Source organism: Huintestinicola sp., assembly GCF_051882455.1.
In the GTDB taxonomy this organism is placed as follows: domain Bacteria; phylum Bacillota; class Clostridia; order Oscillospirales; family Ruminococcaceae; genus Huintestinicola.
Genome location: NZ_JBJERV010000028.1, coordinates 1 through 13,417, shown reverse-complemented (window position 1 = coordinate 13,417; position 13,417 = coordinate 1). Strand labels below are relative to the sequence as shown.

General features: G+C 48.8%; 16 protein-coding genes. 5 read left to right on the top strand and 11 right to left on the bottom strand.

What is annotated here, in order from left to right; genetic code table 11:
* Positions 1–47: 47 nt before the first annotated feature.
* Positions 48–527, top strand: coding sequence for a sigma-70 family RNA polymerase sigma factor (locus ACI4J0_RS03635; protein WP_439764457.1), 480 nt, complete (start codon positions 48–50; stop codon positions 525–527).
* A 53-nt stretch (positions 528–580) separates the two neighbouring features.
* Here ACI4J0_RS03635 and ACI4J0_RS03630 read toward each other — a convergent pair whose 3' ends face one another.
* The 10 genes from ACI4J0_RS03630 to ACI4J0_RS03585 all read right to left on the bottom strand — a co-directional run bounded on the left by ACI4J0_RS03630 (position 581) and on the right by ACI4J0_RS03585 (position 10,479).
* Positions 581–928 carry a TIGR04076 family protein gene (locus ACI4J0_RS03630; RefSeq protein WP_432650555.1) on the bottom strand — a complete coding sequence of 116 codons (348 nt, stop codon included), beginning with the start codon at positions 926–928 and terminating at the stop codon, positions 581–583.
* Positions 929–1,089: 161 nt separating this feature from the next.
* On the bottom strand, positions 1,090–2,631 hold the full coding sequence (gene gpmI / locus ACI4J0_RS03625; RefSeq protein ID WP_439764456.1) for a 2,3-bisphosphoglycerate-independent phosphoglycerate mutase: 1,542 nt from the start codon (positions 2,629–2,631) through the stop codon (positions 1,090–1,092).
* Positions 2,632–2,718: 87 nt separating this feature from the next.
* Positions 2,719–3,495 carry a triose-phosphate isomerase gene (gene tpiA, locus ACI4J0_RS03620; RefSeq protein ID WP_432650557.1) on the bottom strand — a complete coding sequence of 259 codons (777 nt, stop codon included), beginning with the start codon at positions 3,493–3,495 and terminating at the stop codon, positions 2,719–2,721.
* Positions 3,496–3,671: 176 nt separating this feature from the next.
* Positions 3,672–4,913 (bottom strand): zf-HC2 domain-containing protein, encoded by a 1,242-nt coding sequence (locus tag ACI4J0_RS03615; RefSeq protein ID WP_439764455.1) that lies wholly within the window; start codon positions 4,911–4,913, stop codon positions 3,672–3,674.
* Positions 4,910–5,386, bottom strand: a complete 477-nt coding sequence (locus tag ACI4J0_RS03610) for an RNA polymerase sigma factor (protein ID WP_439764454.1) — start codon at positions 5,384–5,386, stop codon at positions 4,910–4,912. Before ACI4J0_RS03610 ends, ACI4J0_RS03615 begins: the two co-directional genes overlap by 4 nt.
* A 133-nt stretch (positions 5,387–5,519) precedes the next feature.
* Positions 5,520–6,884 (bottom strand): tRNA (N6-isopentenyl adenosine(37)-C2)-methylthiotransferase MiaB, encoded by a 1,365-nt coding sequence (gene miaB, locus ACI4J0_RS03605; RefSeq protein WP_439764453.1) that lies wholly within the window; start codon positions 6,882–6,884, stop codon positions 5,520–5,522.
* 18 nt (positions 6,885–6,902) lie between these two features.
* Positions 6,903–8,213, bottom strand: a complete 1,311-nt coding sequence (locus tag ACI4J0_RS03600; RefSeq protein ID WP_439764452.1) for a putative glycoside hydrolase — start codon at positions 8,211–8,213, stop codon at positions 6,903–6,905.
* A 28-nt stretch (positions 8,214–8,241) separates the two neighbouring features.
* Positions 8,242–8,847, bottom strand: coding sequence for an Rnf-Nqr domain containing protein (locus ACI4J0_RS03595; protein WP_439764451.1), 606 nt, complete (start codon positions 8,845–8,847; stop codon positions 8,242–8,244).
* Positions 8,844–9,446, bottom strand: coding sequence for an Rnf-Nqr domain containing protein (locus tag ACI4J0_RS03590; protein WP_439764450.1), 603 nt, complete (start codon positions 9,444–9,446; stop codon positions 8,844–8,846). Before ACI4J0_RS03590 ends, ACI4J0_RS03595 begins: the two co-directional genes overlap by 4 nt.
* A complete protein-coding gene (locus ACI4J0_RS03585; protein ID WP_439764449.1) occupies positions 9,433–10,479 on the bottom strand; it encodes an RnfABCDGE type electron transport complex subunit D in 1,047 nt (348 codons plus the stop codon). The genes ACI4J0_RS03590 and ACI4J0_RS03585 overlap by 14 nt, the downstream gene beginning before the upstream one ends.
* Before the next feature lie 34 nt (positions 10,480–10,513).
* Between ACI4J0_RS03585 and ACI4J0_RS03580 the strand changes: the two genes are divergently transcribed.
* A complete protein-coding gene (locus tag ACI4J0_RS03580; protein ID WP_439764448.1) occupies positions 10,514–11,041 on the top strand; it encodes a hypothetical protein in 528 nt (175 codons plus the stop codon).
* On the opposite strand, the gene rpe is transcribed toward ACI4J0_RS03580, so the two are convergent.
* Positions 11,030–11,671: a ribulose-phosphate 3-epimerase gene (gene rpe / locus ACI4J0_RS03575; protein ID WP_439764447.1), complete on the bottom strand. Its 642-nt coding sequence runs from the start codon at positions 11,669–11,671 to the stop codon at positions 11,030–11,032. The genes ACI4J0_RS03580 and rpe overlap by 12 nt on opposite strands.
* 342 nt (positions 11,672–12,013) lie before the next feature.
* Between rpe and ACI4J0_RS03570 the strand changes: the two genes are divergently transcribed.
* The 3 genes from ACI4J0_RS03570 to ACI4J0_RS03560 all read left to right on the top strand — a co-directional run.
* On the top strand, positions 12,014–12,361 hold the full coding sequence (locus ACI4J0_RS03570; protein WP_439764446.1) for a YerC/YecD family TrpR-related protein: 348 nt from the start codon (positions 12,014–12,016) through the stop codon (positions 12,359–12,361).
* Positions 12,362–12,363: 2 nt separating this feature from the next.
* Positions 12,364–13,137: a methyltransferase domain-containing protein gene (locus ACI4J0_RS03565; RefSeq protein ID WP_439764445.1), complete on the top strand. Its 774-nt coding sequence runs from the start codon at positions 12,364–12,366 to the stop codon at positions 13,135–13,137.
* Positions 13,138–13,151: 14 nt separating this feature from the next.
* Positions 13,152–13,417 (top strand): Hsp33 family molecular chaperone HslO (locus ACI4J0_RS03560; protein WP_439764444.1); only part of this gene is annotated, 266 nt, incomplete at its 3' end.

Sequence of the window (13,417 nt, the reverse complement as noted above, 5' to 3'; positions counted from 1 at the left end):
CCATTAAGTACGCATTTTAATTTTTTCAACCGCTGTATGTCATTCCAATGATATCAGGCGAGCTGAAGCGTTATCTCCGAGACAACACCCCCATACGTATATCCCGAAGTCTGCGGGATCTTGCATATCGTGCAATGCAGGCAAAGGAGGAGCTCACCGCCAGACTCAGCAGAGAACCGGATATAACCGAGATCGCAAAGGAGCTGGGCGTTCCCAAGGCGGACGTGGTCACGGCACTCGAAAGCATTTCCGACCCCGTATCCCTGTATGAACCTGTTTATTCCGACGCGGGAGATACTCTTTACGTTCTCGACCAGATAGGCGACGGAAATGACTCGGAGGGCTGGATAGACGAGCTTTCATTCAGAGAAGCACTTGTTTCTCTGAACGAGCGTGAGAAAAAGATACTTTATCTGCGCTTCCTCAGAGGACACACACAGATGGAAGTTGCCCGTGAAATAGGCATTTCACAGGCGCAGGTCTCAAGGCTTGAGAAAAATACTCTGGACAAAATAAAAGGAAAATAAATATAATAAGGCTCTGCCGGAACCTGCGGCAGAGCCTTGAATTTTATTCTATATCATTCATAAAACTTTCCCTTGAAGAAATTCTCATTTCCAAGCTTTTTCGCCTTGAGCCTGAACATAACACAGCCGTCGGGACAGACGATATCCTTGCAGTCGGAAGAGCTGCCGCCGATATTTTCCAGGTCCCCGCCGCTCCTTACCGCCTCCATTATGGGATAGAGCATCATCATAGTTTTTGAGCATATGCCCTGCCCCTGTGCATTTACGGGACATCCGTAGGTGCAGGTGTATTTGTCCCCTATCTCCTCACCGTTTCGACAGTAATGCTCGGGCTTGTCACCGCGAAGATATCCCGTGACTTCAATTTCAAATTCATACTCCTCGTCAAACCATTTTTTCATTTTTATGACCGTCCTTTCGATTTGATTTATGTGTCTGACTTTATTTTATCATATGAACGGAGTTATGTCAATGAGTTTATATAATTTCGAATATAAATCATATAAAAGAACCGCCGTACAGATCAAAATGCTCTGTACGGCGGATAAGTTATTTTCGGATATTACTTAACAATAAGAGATTTACCCGTCATCTCGGCAGGCTGAGGGAGACCCATTATCTCAAGGAGAGTGGGAGCGATATCTGCAAGGCAGCCGCCTTCTCTGAGCTTTACGCCGTCCTCATAGTTAACAAGGATAAAGGGAACGGGATTGGTGGTATGAGCGGTGTGGGGATTGCCTGTCTCGTAGTCCACCATCTTCTCCGCATTGCCGTGGTCGGCGCAGATGAACATTACGCCGCCTGTCTCCTTCACAGCGTCTACAGCCTTGCCAACAAGCTCGTCAATTCTCTCAACAGCGGCAACAGCTGCGGAGATAACGCCTGTGTGACCTACCATATCGGGGTTTGCAAAGTTGATGATGATAACATCGTACTTGTCGGACTTGATAGCCTCAACCAGGTCAACGCCAACCTCGGGAGCACTCATTTCGGGCTGGAGATCGTAGGTTGCGACCTTGGGAGAATTTACGAGGATACGAGCCTCGTCAACATTGGGAGTTTCAATTCCGCCGTTGAAGAAGAAGGTCACGTGAGCGTACTTCTCAGTCTCGGCAAGACGGAGCTGCTTTTTGCCGTTCTTTGCAAGGTACTCACCAAAGGTGTTGGTGATCTCCTCCTTCTTGAAGGCAACAAGCTTGTTGGGGATAGACTCGTCGTAATCCTTGAAGCAAACATATGTGAGAGGGAGGAAGCCGCCCTTTCTTTCAAAGCCTGTGAATTTGTCATCGCAGAATGCACGGGTTATCTCTCTTGCTCTGTCGGGACGGAAGTTAAAGAAGATAACGGAGTCCCCGGGCTTTACAAGGGAAAGGGGCTTGCCGTTTTCGGTGATAACTGTAGGAAGAACGAACTCGTCTGTAACGCCGTTTGCATAGGAATCCTCCATAGCCTTCACAGCGCTTTCGGCTGTAACGCCCTCGCCTGTAACAAGAGAGTCATATGCCTTCTGAACTCTGTCCCAGTTGTTGTCACGGTCCATTGCATAGTAGCGTCCGCTGAGCGAAGCTATTTTTCCGACGCCGATCTCAGCCATTTTCTCCTCGAGAGCGGCAACAAAATCCCTGCCCGATGCGGGAGGAGTATCTCTGCCGTCAAGGAACGCGTGAACGTAGACCTTGGTCAAGCCTTCGCGCTTAGCCATCTCAAGGAGACCGTAAAGATGTGTGTTGTGGCTGTGAACGCCGCCGTCGGAGAGAAGTCCCCAGAGGTGGAGATCGGAATTGTTCTTCTTGCAGTTCTCCATTGCCTCAAGGAGAGTTTCATTCTTGAAGAATGTGCCGTCCTCGATATCCTTGGTAATTCTTGTAAGATCCTGATAAATAATTCTTCCTGCGCCGATGTTCATATGACCGACCTCGGAGTTGCCCATCTGACCGTCGGGAAGACCTACAGCAAGACCCGAAGCGTTGCCCTTAACAAAGGGGCATTCCTTCATAAGCCTGTCCATAACGGGTGTATTTGCCATTGCAATGGCGTTGCCGTCGGTCCTTTCGTTAAGACCGTAGCCGTCAAGAACCATTAAAACAACAGGTTTTCTGCTCATAATTTTACTATCCTTTCATTGATCATTTTCCGTTATCACGAAAAGCTGCGGCAGAACAATATGTCCCGTCGCAGCGAATAAGCTTTATCAGCCGTTTACAGCAGCCTGAACGATGGTGTTGAAATCCTCAGCCTTGAGTGAAGCGCCGCCGATAAGTCCGCCGTCAACGTTGGGCTTAGCAAGAAGCTCAGCGCAGTTCTTAGCGTTCATGGAGCCGCCGTACTGAATGGTAACAGCATCAGCGGTAGCAGCGTCGTAAAGCTTAGCAAGCACGCCTCTGATGAAGCCGCAAACCTCTTCTGCCTGGTCTGCAGTAGCGGTCTTGCCTGTGCCGATAGCCCATACAGGCTCGTAAGCGATAACAGTCTTCTTAACGTCCTCAGCGGAAACATCATAAAGGTCGAGCTTTATCTGACGAGCAATAACTTCCTCGGTAATGCCGCACTCTCTCTCCCAGAGAAGCTCGCCTACGCAAACGATAGGCTTGAGACCTGCAGCAAGAGCAGCCTTTGTTCTCTTGTTAACGGTCTCGTCTGTCTCGCCAAAGTACTGACGTCTCTCGGAGTGACCGATAACAACGTACTCAACGCCAAGCTCTGTGAGCATATCAGCGGAAATTTCGCCTGTGAATGCGCCGCTCTTTTCAAAGTGAACGTTCTCTGCGCCTACCTTAACATTGGAGCCTGCTGTGGTATTTACAGCGGTCTCAAGGTTTGTGAAGGGAACGCAGGCAATGACCTCGACCTTGCCCTCCGCATTTGCCACCAGGGGCTTGATAGCTTCGAGAAGCTCCTTAGCCTCGGGACGGGTCTTGTTCATCTTCCAGTTTCCTGCAATGATAGCTTTTCTGAGATTTTTGTTCATAGCGATTAACTCCTTATATTTTATATTAGTATATTAAACAATACCAAACCATTTATTATTGTATCACGATTTGAGGATTTTGTCAATATCGGCGGAAAATATTTCACTCCGGTCATTCTTATTTTTTAAAAAAAGTGCGCTTTCATCAGAAAAACGCACTTTTTTCATTATCATATTCAGCAGAAAAGCATACAAAATCCCTCTCTGAACTCCTCGGGCGTATTGTCCGAAAACTCAATGTCCTCGGGGATATCCGCAATATACTGCACCCTCGAGGTGAATTTTACGAAGAAGCTCTCCCCCTCCTTTGTCTCCATATTGAGAGTAAATCTCTGCTTGAAGCAGCCTTTGCCATAAGCATAAACCGAATTATCAAGATAGACCTCGTCGGAGTAATAAGGCTCCTCGCCCTCGACTGATATAAGGGTGTAATCATCGGTAAAAAGCCGCTTTACTTCTGCTCTGTAATAAACCCTATATTCATAAACAGACCTATCCATTTTTTTGACTTCATCATCTGTACCGTCAACAAATCCATCTTCATCAACATTTTCACTATAGACTTTGGAACGTGCAATATCTAATTCTCTATATTTTGGAGTATATACTTCGGGACTGTTCAGATCTGTTCCTCTGAGAGCGTCCTCAAGCATTTCCACAGACAAACTGCCCGGATAGAATGGAACCATAAATTTATTATAAATTTCCCCACATTCATCTTCCCTGCCCTCGTATTTATCGGAAGTATCATAGCAGTTCACCATTGCCTGAGTGATAAAGCAATCTCCCGCCTCGTCCCTGTCAAAGCTGATGTACACCTTTAACGGAATATCAGCCGTATATTTTTCGTCAAGATAAAGATCAAGCTCGCCCTTCATATAGCCTGCAATATATTGCGCTTCACATTCAATATATGATATGGGGTACTCTGAAAAGAAATCTTCAAATATTTTCGTATAGACATCAAGCAACTCTCCCTCATTTTTTCTGTTAACTCCGTCAAGTCCCTTGAAGCCCACCATTGAAAGTGCTTCACGGTAATTTCCGGTTTTGAGCATACGACCGAAATTCTTCATATCACACTCTGCTGAAATGGACGACCAGCTTATCTGCCTGCTTCTGTAATTTTCATTGACGGTTATTGCCCCGAAAACACAGATAACCACAGCCAGAGGCACCGCCAGCGCCGCCGTTAAAACTGCCAGCTTCAGATAATGCCGTTTTGTTTTTTTCAGCGGATTTTTCGCCCCTCCTGCCTTTTCCTCCCGAGGAAGCTCTGCGGACATTGCAAGAAGCTGTTCGGAGCATTCTTCACACCGGGCGCAGTGCTCTTCAACAAGCCGCCTGCTGCTTTCCGAACATACCTTGTCCGAGTAAAGAGGAAGCAGGTCTCTGATGATATCGCAGTCTGTTTTCATAAAATATCCTCTCCTTTCAGAATTTCTCTCAGCCGTTCTTTTCCGCGAAAGAACGTAACTCTCGCCCATGTCTCCGATTTTCCGAATATCTCCCCTATCTCAGCAAAGCTCATGTCCGTGTGTATCTTTAGAAGCACTATCTCGCGGTACGGCTCGGGGAGACGGTGAACAGCCTTGTATATATCCCTCTGCTCCATTCTTCCCGAAATGTCCGTATCAACGGGGATATCCTCGGGCTCGCTGTCCGCACGCCGCTTTTCCTTTCGCAGATGGGATATGTAGAGATTTTTCGCAATGGCGCAGAGCCATGTTGTCATTTTAACATTGCCGTCAAAGCTTTCGGCGTGGGTTATGGCTCGGAAAAAGGTCTCCTGGGTAAGCTCCTCGGAAAGGCTGTCGTTTCCTCCGCTGAGGCTCATGAGATATTTGTACACCCTGTCGGCGTATTCCTTGTATTGCTCTTCCTGCCTCATTGGGAAGCCTCCTTTCCTTTTCATAGATTAAACGCCGGGAGGTGATGTTCGTTACAGTGTTCACTGAAAATTAACATATCAAAAAAGGCGTTCTCCATTTCGGAAAAACGCCTTTTAATAATTCCGTTATGCTCTATACCAGCTCACCCTCCACCGCCCAGTTATGAGTCTTTGTGACCCTCACCTTTCTCATGGTCCCGATAAGCTCGGGAGAGCCTTTCACAAGGGTGATGATAAACTCGCCGCTCTTGCCGCTGATAAATTCTTCCTTGTATGTGCCGTCAAAAAGAACGTCAAATTCCGCTCCCAGAAAGCGCTTGTAATGCTCCTCGGATATCTCACGCTGGACTGCAAGCAGCTCGCGAAACCATTTTCCCTTGTCCTCCTCGGAGGTATGGTCGATGATCTCGGCAGCCTTTGTTCCTGTCCGCTTTGAGTAAATAAAGGAAAAAATGTTGTCGTACTTTACCGCTTTGACGATATCAAGTGTCTGCTTGAAATCCTCGTAAGTCTCGTTTGGAAAGCCCACGATAATATCTGTGGATATGGAAAGACCCGGCATTACCTTTCGTGCATATTCCACCATATCCATATACTGCTCTGCGGTATAGCGCCTGTTCATCGCCTTTAAAATGCGGTCGCTTCCCGACTGTAATGGCAGATGAACGCTGCGGCATATCTTTTTGCTTTCCGCAATAACATCGAAAAATTCTTTTGTGGCGTCCTTGGGGTGGGGGGACATAAATCTCACTCTGAAATCCCCGTCAATATTGTCGATACGCCGAAGCAGCTCGGGAAAATCTATTTTCTCCTCAAGTCCCCTGCCGTAGGAATTGACATTCTGCCCCAAAAGCATTATTTCTTTGCAGCCGTCGGAAACGAGCCTTTTTATCTCCTCAATAATCTTTTCGGGGCTTCTGCTCCGCTCCCTGCCCCTTACGTAAGGCACGATGCAGTAGGAGCAGAAATTGTTGCAGCCGTACATTATGGAGACCCCTGCCTTATATTTCTCGCTCCTCACCGCAGGGATATCCTCGAAGCATTCGGTGTTTCGCTCGGCTGTGTCAACGATAAATGTTCTCTGAGTAAGCGCCTCGTAAATGAGCCGTGGAAGCTCCTTTGCGGCAAATGTACCGAAAACGATGTCCACATGACGGTAGGACTTTTTTATCTTCTCCGCCGTTTTAGGCTCCTGCCCCATGCAGCCGCCCACAGCGATCAACATATCGGGCTTCTGCTCCTTGAGACGCTTCAGTTCTCCGATATTGCCGTAGACCTTCAGCTCGGCGTTTTCACGGACGGCGCAGGTGTTGAGGATTATAATGTCAGCGGCGGTCATATCGTCGGTAACGCCGCAGCCCATAAGACAAAGCTGCCCTTTGAGCTTCTCACCGTCGCTCACGTTCTGCTGACAGCCATAGCTGTGAACGCAGCACAGGGGCGGAGCTTCTCTTTTTGAAAAAATATCCCTTACCGCCTGAATGTAATTTATTTCCATCTATGTAACGCCTTTCGCTCAATAAACGTAATACTTGTCATAGCCCATAGCGGTAAGCGCCTTGACAGCCTCGTCAAAGTCGTCCGCAGACATAGACTCCCTGTCAAGCATAGGATATACGGGCAGCTCGCCGCAGCGTGAGGAAACTTCTCCGTAAACAGCGGTTATCTTCTCGTACATATCCATATCATCGAGAATGACTTCCTCATTTCCTGCCACCATTGTGCGGCTGATGTTGTTTTCCGAGTAATCTATCATTATCTGACAGCCATCAAGCTCATCGGGATGGAAAAGCTCGCTGTAGCCTCTGATAACGGAATTTGCCGTAATTCTCAGCATGACCTGAGTTCCTGCCTCATTTCCTGCATTGTTCATCATCACCGCAAGGGAGGTAAGAGCGTGATAACGGTCGCTGTAGGGAGAAACCTCCTCACCCAGCATATCAATATCCGAAGAACGGAACTCGGGGAAGATGAAATCATCGCAGATAACCTCGGTAAAGCCTGCTTTTCCAAGCTCTGTGACGATGTCGCAGAGATACTCCTGCGCAGTTTCATCAAAGGGAGAGAGCCAGGGCTTGCCGCCCTTGTCGGGAGAGGTATCAAGCCATGTGTCACCGTCCTCGCTCCTGTAGGAGCCGTCACGGTAATCGCCATAGCGGTTGTTGTCGTAAAGCACGGAAACAAGCGCAACGGGGCGCAGTCCTCTGCTTACGGCGGCGTTTACGATATCCGAAGCGGAAAGCTCGGAAACAACGGGGTCATTGCCGTCGATAACGGTGTCCACAAAATCAAGCTCTGTTGCGTAGCGGAACACTCCCCCCTCGGTCTTTACGGGGAATATCACAGCGCTGCAGCCGCTTGCCCCAAGCTCGTCCAGAGCGGCATTCAGGCTGTCTGCGTCCGACATACTGTCGGGGTCAAGGTAATATGCCGCTCCGCCCTCTCTGACAACGGCAGCAGGGGCAGTTTCGGAGGGCTCAGTCTCGGAAAGGGCAGGTGCCTGAGTTGTTTCACCGGCTATGGGCGAAGTCTCGCTCACGGCAGGCAAGCTCTCAGTCTGAACGCCGTTTACAGCCTCGGAAACACTTTCGGGAGCAGCAGTCACGCTCTCCGTAACCACATCTGTGTCCGAAGGAGTCCAGGGCTCGGACTCAGTTCTGTCGGGACGGGAAGCGATGTATCTTCCGATAGGTCCCGCAACGCTGTAGCCCACGAAAATAAGCGCCGCAACAGCCGCCGCACCTGCGATTATCTTCACCGCATTTTCGTTTCTTCTTTTTATTTTATAATGCCTTTTGGGCTTGAAAATTTTCTTTTTTCTTTTCATTTTGTTGTCCTTTCATAATTCTAATGATCTATATATAAGCAGGTGCGTGACCTAAAATGCCGTACACCGCCATTGCCATTATTCCCGAAAATATCATCACAGCAGGATAGCCTCGGAACGCTCTCGGAACGTCCTTGGAATAAAGCTGTGCGTAAACTCCCGACAGCATATATGAGGCCGCCGTAAAGCCCAGACCCGCAGTCAGTCCGAAAATAAGATATTCTCCGAAGGTGCTGCAGCCCGATGCGCTCAGAAATATTGTACCCATAACTGCGCTGTTAAACGCCGAAATATGCACATATTTTTTAAACTTGGGAAATTTGCTCCTTACGAACAGAAATGCGCAAAGAAGGGTGACAAGATAAATGCTGCCCACGATAAGAGCATAAAGCGCCACAAGATAGTGCCTGTCCCGCTCAGCCGCAAAGGGAAGCTGTGAAAATCCCCACATCGCTATGGAAGCCGCCGCAGTAAAGTAGGAAACTCCCGCGCAGACGCCCGGCAGCGTCCTTTTGTTTTTAGCCGCGGCTATCATGGGCGTTACGCCTAAGGCTCTGGCAAAAACGAAATTCTCGGCAATTACCGACATCAGCACCGAGGTCAGCAGACTTTGAAAAAAGCCCGTTTCATTCATTTATCACGGCCCTCCTTTCTGAACATTCTGATAAAAGCACCCATAAGCCCGATAAGGATAAATCCGCCGCAGGGAGCGTTCAGAATGGGGATAGTAAATCCGACGCCGTAAAGCGTGCCGTCAATACCGCCGGAGGATAAAAGCTCTCTCACAAAGCCGAGAAGAATGACCGCCCAGCAGAAGCCCATAATGTGGGATATCACGTCAAGTATCATTCTGCCCTTTTCCATACGGAAAAATCTCAGCTCAGAGGCACGGGTTATAAATTCGCCCGAAACTATCATAGGCAGGAAAACGCCCAGCTTTGACAGATCGTAATCCAGACGTCCTTCAAAAAAAATACAGAACGGGATATACACAGCCGCCGCAATAAAGGTATATAATATTATACGAAGGGCATAGGGCAGCTTTCTCGGCAGAAAGGATGATATCATCAGCGACATAAGCGTTACCGAGGAGAATACTGCCGCATAGGTGACCGCTCCGCGGAAGGTGTTTGCTATGATTATGGCAGGGGCAAGGGACATTCCCGCCGCAAATACGGGATTATGGGTGAAAAGTCCCTCCGCGAAGGACCATTTTTTCTTAGCCGCTTCCATCATCGCCGCCCCCAGTCATTGCAATAGTTTCGTTGATATCATCGGCATACTTTCCGAAAATGCTTTTTGCTCTCTTTCTTCTGCGTGCAAACTCACCGAATTTGCCCGTAAGCCTGCCGAATGGCGCAGCAAGCACCGCCGCATAGACCACAGGATTTTCAAGCCGTGATATCTCCCCTGCTGCAATAAGTATCGCCGCCGAAATAACGCCGAAGAGAATTTTTTCGGGAAAGGTTTTCGGAACGATACCGTTATCGCAGGAAAGCACCGATGATCCGAAAAGGAGCATACCGCCCACAAGAGCGGTCTTTACCCTGAAAACGCCTCCTGCCGCAAGGCTCCAGCCCAGAACTATAGCAAGCTCTGTAAAGAATACCGTTCCCGATATGGCTTTACGGGATATGAGATACAGTGCGCACACAGCGGTAAGAACGGTGAAGGTACAGCCCATCGGCCCCGTAAAATTGCCGATAAGCAGCTCTATATCCGTATAGGAAGCAGACGTGGAGCGCATTGCCGCCGAGGTAAAGGAGGGATAAAGCCCCTCTGTTATCACATTTGTGAGAGGAAGCGATGTCATAGGCTTGGGATAGGACAGCACAGCCGCTGGAAAGCAAAGCTCTGCGAAAATATATCCTGCCGCAGCGCAGTTAAATATCTCCCTTCCGTGACCTCCGAGAGGATGCTTGGCAATGCATATGGCAAAGGCGCAGGCAGCGGCGGCTATGGTATACGGCACGGAGGCAGGCAGCATAAGCGCAATGGTAAGCCCCGTAATTATGGGCGAAACATCGTGGATATGCAGACTTTTTCTCTGTATGATAAGACAGAGTACATCAAGCCCCCAGCATACCCCGACGCAAAGAAGGCACAGCACAGCCGCCCTCATTCCGTAGTAATATACGGACATTGCCGCCGTTACCAGAAGCACTAAAAGCATATTTATCATCGCTCCGAAATCCTCGGGGCGGCCTGTTTTTTCCCTTTGCTCACGAACAAAGGTGGTGAGCATACGGGGTTCTTTCTTTTTCATATAAATATATCCTTGAAGTAAAGGTGGTGTTTGATTGCGTATCGAACGAACGGAGATACACAGGGCAAGAGCAGTCATGTCCGAAAGCGAGCTGAGCCTGCTCGGTCTTTGTGCAGAGGAGCTGCATAAAGGCTCTCCCACGGCATCGCTGCTCATTTCCGAACTGGTGGTCAGAGCTTTTCCCGAAAAGGGGAAATATACCGTATCTGTAGAGATAATTCCCGTAAGGTGGGGAGGGTGCGTTTTTATTATGACACGAAAGCCGCAGCAGATAACAGTCAGCCCGATGATAATAACCACAGCTTCCGCGGAGGAGCTTATAAGGATATGCAAAAAGATAAAGTCTCTGAGCATTTCCTGCCCCGAAAGCGCCGTTACGGGCGGTAAAGGATATTTAAGGCTCATAGTGCGCCTGCCCGATGATACCCTTCTGTACGAAAGCCTTTCGGAAACGGGAATGATGATGCCTGCGGACGAATCGGCTCTGGCAAAGCTGTCCGAGCACGACAAGGTGGTCATCTCAAAAAATGCGGTGGAAATACTGTCGGGCTTATCTCATTGAACGTGCAGCTTCTGCCATATCCCCCTTGAAAAGATACGAGCCTGCCACAAGGATATCTGCCCCTGCCTCTCTCACAAGAGCGGCAGTTTCGGCATTTATGCCCCCGTCCACCTGAATGTGGACGCCGGGACATTCCCTGTCGATGTATGCTTTAAGCTCACGTATCTTGCCAAGCATCTCGTGCATAAAGCCCTGTCCCCCGAAGCCCGGCTCAACGGTCATCACAAGGACCATATCCACCGATTTTACAAAGGGAAGGACCTCGCTCACGGGCGTTGCGGGCTTTATGGCAATGCCTGCCTTCCTGCCCCGTGCCCTTATCTCGGAAATGACAGCGGCAGGGTCGGAACTGCTCTCAAGATGAAAGCTTATCATATCCGCTCCGTTGTCGGAAAAGACCTCCACGTATTTTAACGGGTCTGTTATCATAAGATGAACGTCAACGAACATATCCGTATGCCTGCGGACTCCTGCAAGAACAGGTACACCGAAGCTGATATTAGGCACGAAAACTCCGTCCATAACGTCAAAATGAACATGGTCGCAGCCGCTTTGCTTTATCCTGTCAAGCTCTTCTCCCAGGCGGCAGACATCTGCGCTAAGAATGGAAGCGGAAACAATTGTATTCAATGTAAAAGGCTCCTTTATAAGAAGTAATATGCCCGCTCCCGGTATCCGACGGAAACTGACAGCTATACATAATAAGTATAAACCAATATCGCTCCGCCGTCAATACAATTCGGGGCGGTTTTTTCATTTCGGAAATTCGACTATTTTCGGGAGCGATAATTCGGGGCAGGTTGTGCAAATTTTCAGACGATGACAACGGGAAGATATATAAGATCCCCGGAAGAGAAAAAATGTTACAAAAATATTAAAAAATGCCCATACCCCTTTACTTTTATATTTTAGAGTGCTAAAATAGAAGTATGGCATATCAAAAACTATTTTACCGAAAGGACTGTATAAATCATGGATGAAAACAGAGCAGACGAAAAGAGCCTGAGCTTTCTTTATGACGCGATACTCTGCCTCGAAACAAGGGAGGAGTGCGCAAAATTTCTTGACGACCTCTGCACCTCTCTCGAATTGAAATCCCTCTCCCAGAGAATGCTTGTTGCAAAAATGCTTTCGGAGAAGAAGATATACAACAACATCGTGGCAAGCACGGGAGCAAGTACCGCCACCATCAGCCGCGTGAACCGCACCCTTAACAGCAAGTACAGCGGCGAGGGCTACCGTATCGTATTCGACCGCCTGAAAAACACCAGCACCGACGAGATACTCGGCGTGAACACAGGCGCTGAAGGGAACGGCTGAAATTGAGCGGCTACAGCGCATTTGCGTATTTTTACGATAAGCTCACCGAAAACATCTCCTACAAAGCGAGAGCGGAATATTTTGACAGGCTCATAAAGCTCCACGGGGGCAGAAAGGGCATACTTTTAGACCTTGCCTGCGGAACGGGCAGCCTGTCCGAGGAAATGGCAAGGCTGGGCTATGACGTTATCGGCACCGACGCTTCGGAGGAAATGCTCTCCTGCGCTATGGACAAGAAATTTGAGAGCGGTCTGCCCATTCAGTATCTTTGTCAGGATATGACAAAGCTTGATATGTTCGGCACCATAGACGTTACCCTCTGCGCTCTCGACAGCTTAAATCACCTTGGCAGCCTTGAGGATATCAGAAAGACCTTTGAGAGAGTTTCCCTTTTCTGCGAGCCGGGAGGACTGTTCATTTTCGACGTGAACACCCCCTATAAGCACAGGAATATCTTAGCAAACAACACCTTCGTCTATGACCTTGAGGACGTTTACTGCGTATGGCAGAACAGCTTTGCGGAGGACTCCCCCGACTGTCGTGTGGACATTTCCCTGGATATTTTCGAGAAAGACGAAAAGGGCTTATTTACCAGATACACCGACGAGCTTTCGGAAATTGCCTTCCCGCGTGAGATAATAGAACAGGCTCTTGCCGAGTCGGGAATGACCATTGAAGGGGTATATGACTTTGATTCACTCGAGCCGCCCCGACAGGACAGCGAAAAGCTGGTATTTGCCGCAAAAAAGCCTGCCATGCCCGCGCATAATTTATAAAGGAGCAACCCATTATGGCAAAAATAGTCAGAACCATATCCGAGGACGCTTCCGTTGTGGCAACAGCCATTGACGCAACGGATATGGTCTCGGAAATTGAAAGAATACATCAGACCTCTGCGGTAGTCACCGCCGCTCTGGGACGTCTCACCGTTGCCGCTTCCCTTATGGGAATAGGTCTTAAAGGCGAAAAAGACACCCTTACCCTGAGAATGAACGGAAACGGTCCCGCAGGCGCGCTTATCGCCGTTGCGGACAGCTTCGGAAACGTAAAATCCTA

Coding starts and splice junctions, on each gene's coding strand:
- ACI4J0_RS03635 (WP_439764457.1), top strand. CDS start 48: ATGATATCAGGCGAGCTGAAGCGTTATCTCCGAGACAACACCCCCATA.
- ACI4J0_RS03630 (WP_432650555.1), bottom strand. CDS start 928: ATGAAAAAATGGTTTGACGAGGAGTATGAATTTGAAATTGAAGTCACG.
- gpmI (WP_439764456.1), bottom strand. CDS start 2,631: ATGAGCAGAAAACCTGTTGTTTTAATGGTTCTTGACGGCTACGGTCTT.
- tpiA (WP_432650557.1), bottom strand. CDS start 3,495: ATGAACAAAAATCTCAGAAAAGCTATCATTGCAGGAAACTGGAAGATG.
- ACI4J0_RS03615 (WP_439764455.1), bottom strand. CDS start 4,913: ATGAAAACAGACTGCGATATCATCAGAGACCTGCTTCCTCTTTACTCG.
- ACI4J0_RS03610 (WP_439764454.1), bottom strand. CDS start 5,386: ATGAGGCAGGAAGAGCAATACAAGGAATACGCCGACAGGGTGTACAAA.
- miaB (WP_439764453.1), bottom strand. CDS start 6,884: ATGGAAATAAATTACATTCAGGCGGTAAGGGATATTTTTTCAAAAAGA.
- ACI4J0_RS03600 (WP_439764452.1), bottom strand. CDS start 8,213: ATGAAAAGAAAAAAGAAAATTTTCAAGCCCAAAAGGCATTATAAAATA.
- ACI4J0_RS03595 (WP_439764451.1), bottom strand. CDS start 8,847: ATGAATGAAACGGGCTTTTTTCAAAGTCTGCTGACCTCGGTGCTGATG.
- ACI4J0_RS03590 (WP_439764450.1), bottom strand. CDS start 9,446: ATGGAAGCGGCTAAGAAAAAATGGTCCTTCGCGGAGGGACTTTTCACC.
- ACI4J0_RS03585 (WP_439764449.1), bottom strand. CDS start 10,479: ATGAAAAAGAAAGAACCCCGTATGCTCACCACCTTTGTTCGTGAGCAA.
- ACI4J0_RS03570 (WP_439764446.1), top strand. CDS start 12,014: ATGGATGAAAACAGAGCAGACGAAAAGAGCCTGAGCTTTCTTTATGAC.